At 48.0% G+C, this 2,974-nt stretch carries 1 protein-coding gene and 1 pseudogene; both read right to left on the bottom strand.

Annotated features, from left to right (window positions below):
* Positions 1–202: 202 nt before the first annotated feature.
* Positions 203–1,431, bottom strand: a pseudogene (gene serA / locus F557_RS20795) (phosphoglycerate dehydrogenase).
* Positions 1,432–1,506: 75 nt separating this feature from the next.
* Positions 1,507–2,580 carry a 3-deoxy-7-phosphoheptulonate synthase AroG gene (gene aroG / locus F557_RS0118120; RefSeq protein WP_019003618.1) on the bottom strand — a complete coding sequence of 358 codons (1,074 nt, stop codon included), beginning with the start codon at positions 2,578–2,580 and terminating at the stop codon, positions 1,507–1,509.
* Positions 2,581–2,974 lie beyond the last annotated feature (394 nt).

Below are 2,974 nucleotides of genomic sequence, written 5' to 3'. Positions count from 1 at the left end.
CTAAAAATCAGTCAGTTTTTTCAAGTTTTTCCGTTATTTTTCTAAAAAGTCGATTTCTGTTATTTACTTGAGTTTATATTAGACGACTTTTTGGACCTAATACGAAAAAAGAAATAACTCCCTGGAACAGGGACAATTAAAAAGGCCGGACAAAGCCGACCTTTTAGATATCATTTCTTCACTGTGAGGAAAGAAAACAACCTTACAGCAAAATACGAGCCTTCAGAGTTCCCGGAATCTTCTTAAACTCCTGGAGGATTTCCTCGGCATCATCGGTAACTACATCCATTACCACATAACCGATATCCGGCAGAGTCTGGAGGTACTGGGAAGCCACGCCGATATTCCTCTCAGCCATGATCTGGTTAATCTGCTTGAGAATTCCCGGAACATTCTTGTGAACATGCAGAAGACGGCTGACATTGCCCTGAACCGGCAGCGAAACCTGCGGGAAGTTAACAGCAGACAGCGTGGAACCGTTATCGGAGTACGTGGCCAGCTTGTTGGCAACTTCAATACCGATGTTGGTCTGAGCCTCCTTGGTGGAACCGCCGATATGCGGGGTCAGAATAACATTGTCAAACTGGGTCAGCGGAGACTCGAAAGGATCCCCGTTCTTTGCCGGCTCCTTCGGGTATACATCAATAGCAGCGCCACCAACCTTGCCGCTCTTAAGAGCAGCAACGAGAGCATCAATATCAACAACAGCGCCTCTGGCGGCATTGATGAAGATCACCCCGTCCTTCATCTTGCTGAAGGATTCTGCATTGATCATGTTTCTGGTGGTAGGATTGTCAGGTACATGGAGAGTAATGATATCAGCATGGGCATAAAGCTCATCCAGGGTTTCAACCTGACGCACGTTACCAAAATCAAGCTTGTTTTCAATATCGTAGAACTCAACCTTGAGACCCAAAGCCTCGGCAATAATGCCCACCTGTGTTCCAATATGACCGTAGCCAATTATGCCCAGAGTCTTGCCGCGAACCTCATAAGACCCCTTGGCACTCTTGTCCCAGCCGCCTCTGTGAAGAATAGCATTCTTCTCAGGGATGGTACGCATTAAGGTCAGGTACTCACCGGTAACCATTTCGGCAACGGAACGGGTATTGGAGAACGGCGCGTTGAAAACAGGAATACCGTGAGCCCGGGCAGCATCCAGATCCACCTGATTGGTACCGATGCAGAAGCAGCCTACGGCACAGAGCTTGTGTGCTGCCTCAAACACGTCCTCAGTAAGGTGAGTCCGGGAACGGATTCCTATAAAATGCACGTCTTTGATTTTCTCTATAAGCTCGTCATGCCCAGAGCACCCTTCAGGTACTCCACATTGGTGTATCCGGCCTTTTCGAATACCTCAAGAGCACTTTCGGAAACTCCCTCAAGAAGAAGAATCTTAATCTTGTTTTTATCAAGTGAATATCGAGCCATTTTTACTCTCCTGATGACCAGCGTAGTTTTCACATGAACAGGGGAACACTGTCTCGGCTCCCCTTCCGGGTTCAATTATTTGGCATTTGCTGCACGACGTGCATCAACAGCCTTTGAAAGCTGTTCCAAAGCCACAGCGGTGTCGTCCCAGCCGATGCAGGCATCTGTAATGCTCTGACCGTAAACCAGGCTGTCTGAGCAGCCTTCCTTCAGATCCTGACGGCCTTCTACCAGATGGCTCTCGATCATCACGCCGAAAATGCCATTCTGACCGCCGGCAAGCTGACCGCAGACATCAGCACAAACCTCCATCTGGCGCTTAAACTCCTTATGGCTGTTGGCATGGCTGAAGTCAATCATTACCTTGGCAGGTAGTCCGGCCTTGGCAAGCCCCTCTACAGCGCTCTGAACGCTGGCAGCATCATAGTTAGGACCTCTGCTGCCGCCACGGAGAATGATGTGACAGTCTTCATTGCCGAGAGTCTTCACAATAGCACTGTGTCCGAACTTGGTTACCGAAAGAAAGGTATGCTGGGAAGCTGCAGACTTGAGAGCGTCAATGGCAATCTTCACAGTACCATCAGTGCCGTTCTTGAATCCCACAGGAGAAGAAACGCCGGAGGCCAGCTCCCGATGTACCTGAGACTCTGTGGTACGGGCACCAATGGCAACCCAGGAAATCAGCTCATCCAGATACTGGGGAGTAAGAACGTCAAGATATTCTGTGGCACACGGAATGCCCATATCATTAATGTCAAGAAGCAACTTTCTGCCAATCTTGAGACCCATGTTGATATCGAAGCTGTTATCCATGTACGGATCATTGATAAGGCCCTTCCAGCCAACTGTGGTACGGGGCTTTTCAAAATACACGCGCATCAGGATTTCCAGATTGTCCTTGTACTGGTCACGGAGAACGGCAAGCCTCTCCGCATACTCAATGGCGGCCTTGGTATCATGAATTGAGCAGGGGCCGGTAATGACAACCAGACGGTCATCCTTTCCTGTCATAATGTCGTGAATGGCAGATCTGGCATTCAGAACGGTGTTCGCGGATTTATCGGTACAGGGATACTTCTCAATAAGAGCTACAGGAGGGATAAGATCGGTAATTTCCTTAATTCTGGTGTCGTAAATTTTATTAGTCATGATATCAAAAATCTATTATCTGGCGGGGATACCGCATTAAACCGTACGGGTGCTGTTCCTTTTACACGAAGACAGATGTCTGAGCCGTTTCCAAAAAAAAACAGCCCTCAGAAACAATTTTCCGCCTTCTCGAAACGCTACACATTTTATAAGTCACTCCCGCTTAAGTCAAATTGAGTACCAGTATTCGGCATGTATTTATCGCCTTTGCGGGGTAAGTAACGGATTTTATGCAATTTTTTCCCATTTAAAAGACCGGCCATTCCGGAAACATCTCCTCATTCCGGGCATTGATTCAGGGAATGTGGTGTAAATGGCGGCTCGCAGAAAAGCTCGGGACTTGACGAAATCCTCGGTTAGATGATGAAACGGCAGAAGAAAAGGAGAAATTGCG

The organism is Succinimonas amylolytica DSM 2873, assembly GCF_000378405.1.
GTDB lineage: Bacteria > Pseudomonadota > Gammaproteobacteria > Enterobacterales > Succinivibrionaceae > Succinimonas > Succinimonas amylolytica.
This window is presented reverse-complemented; position numbering and strand designations above follow the sequence as displayed.

Bases quoted from the DNA above. Each gene is read 5' to 3' on its own strand.
- aroG (WP_019003618.1), bottom strand. From the start codon at position 2,580: ATGACTAATAAAATTTACGACACCAGAATTAAGGAAATTACCGATCTT.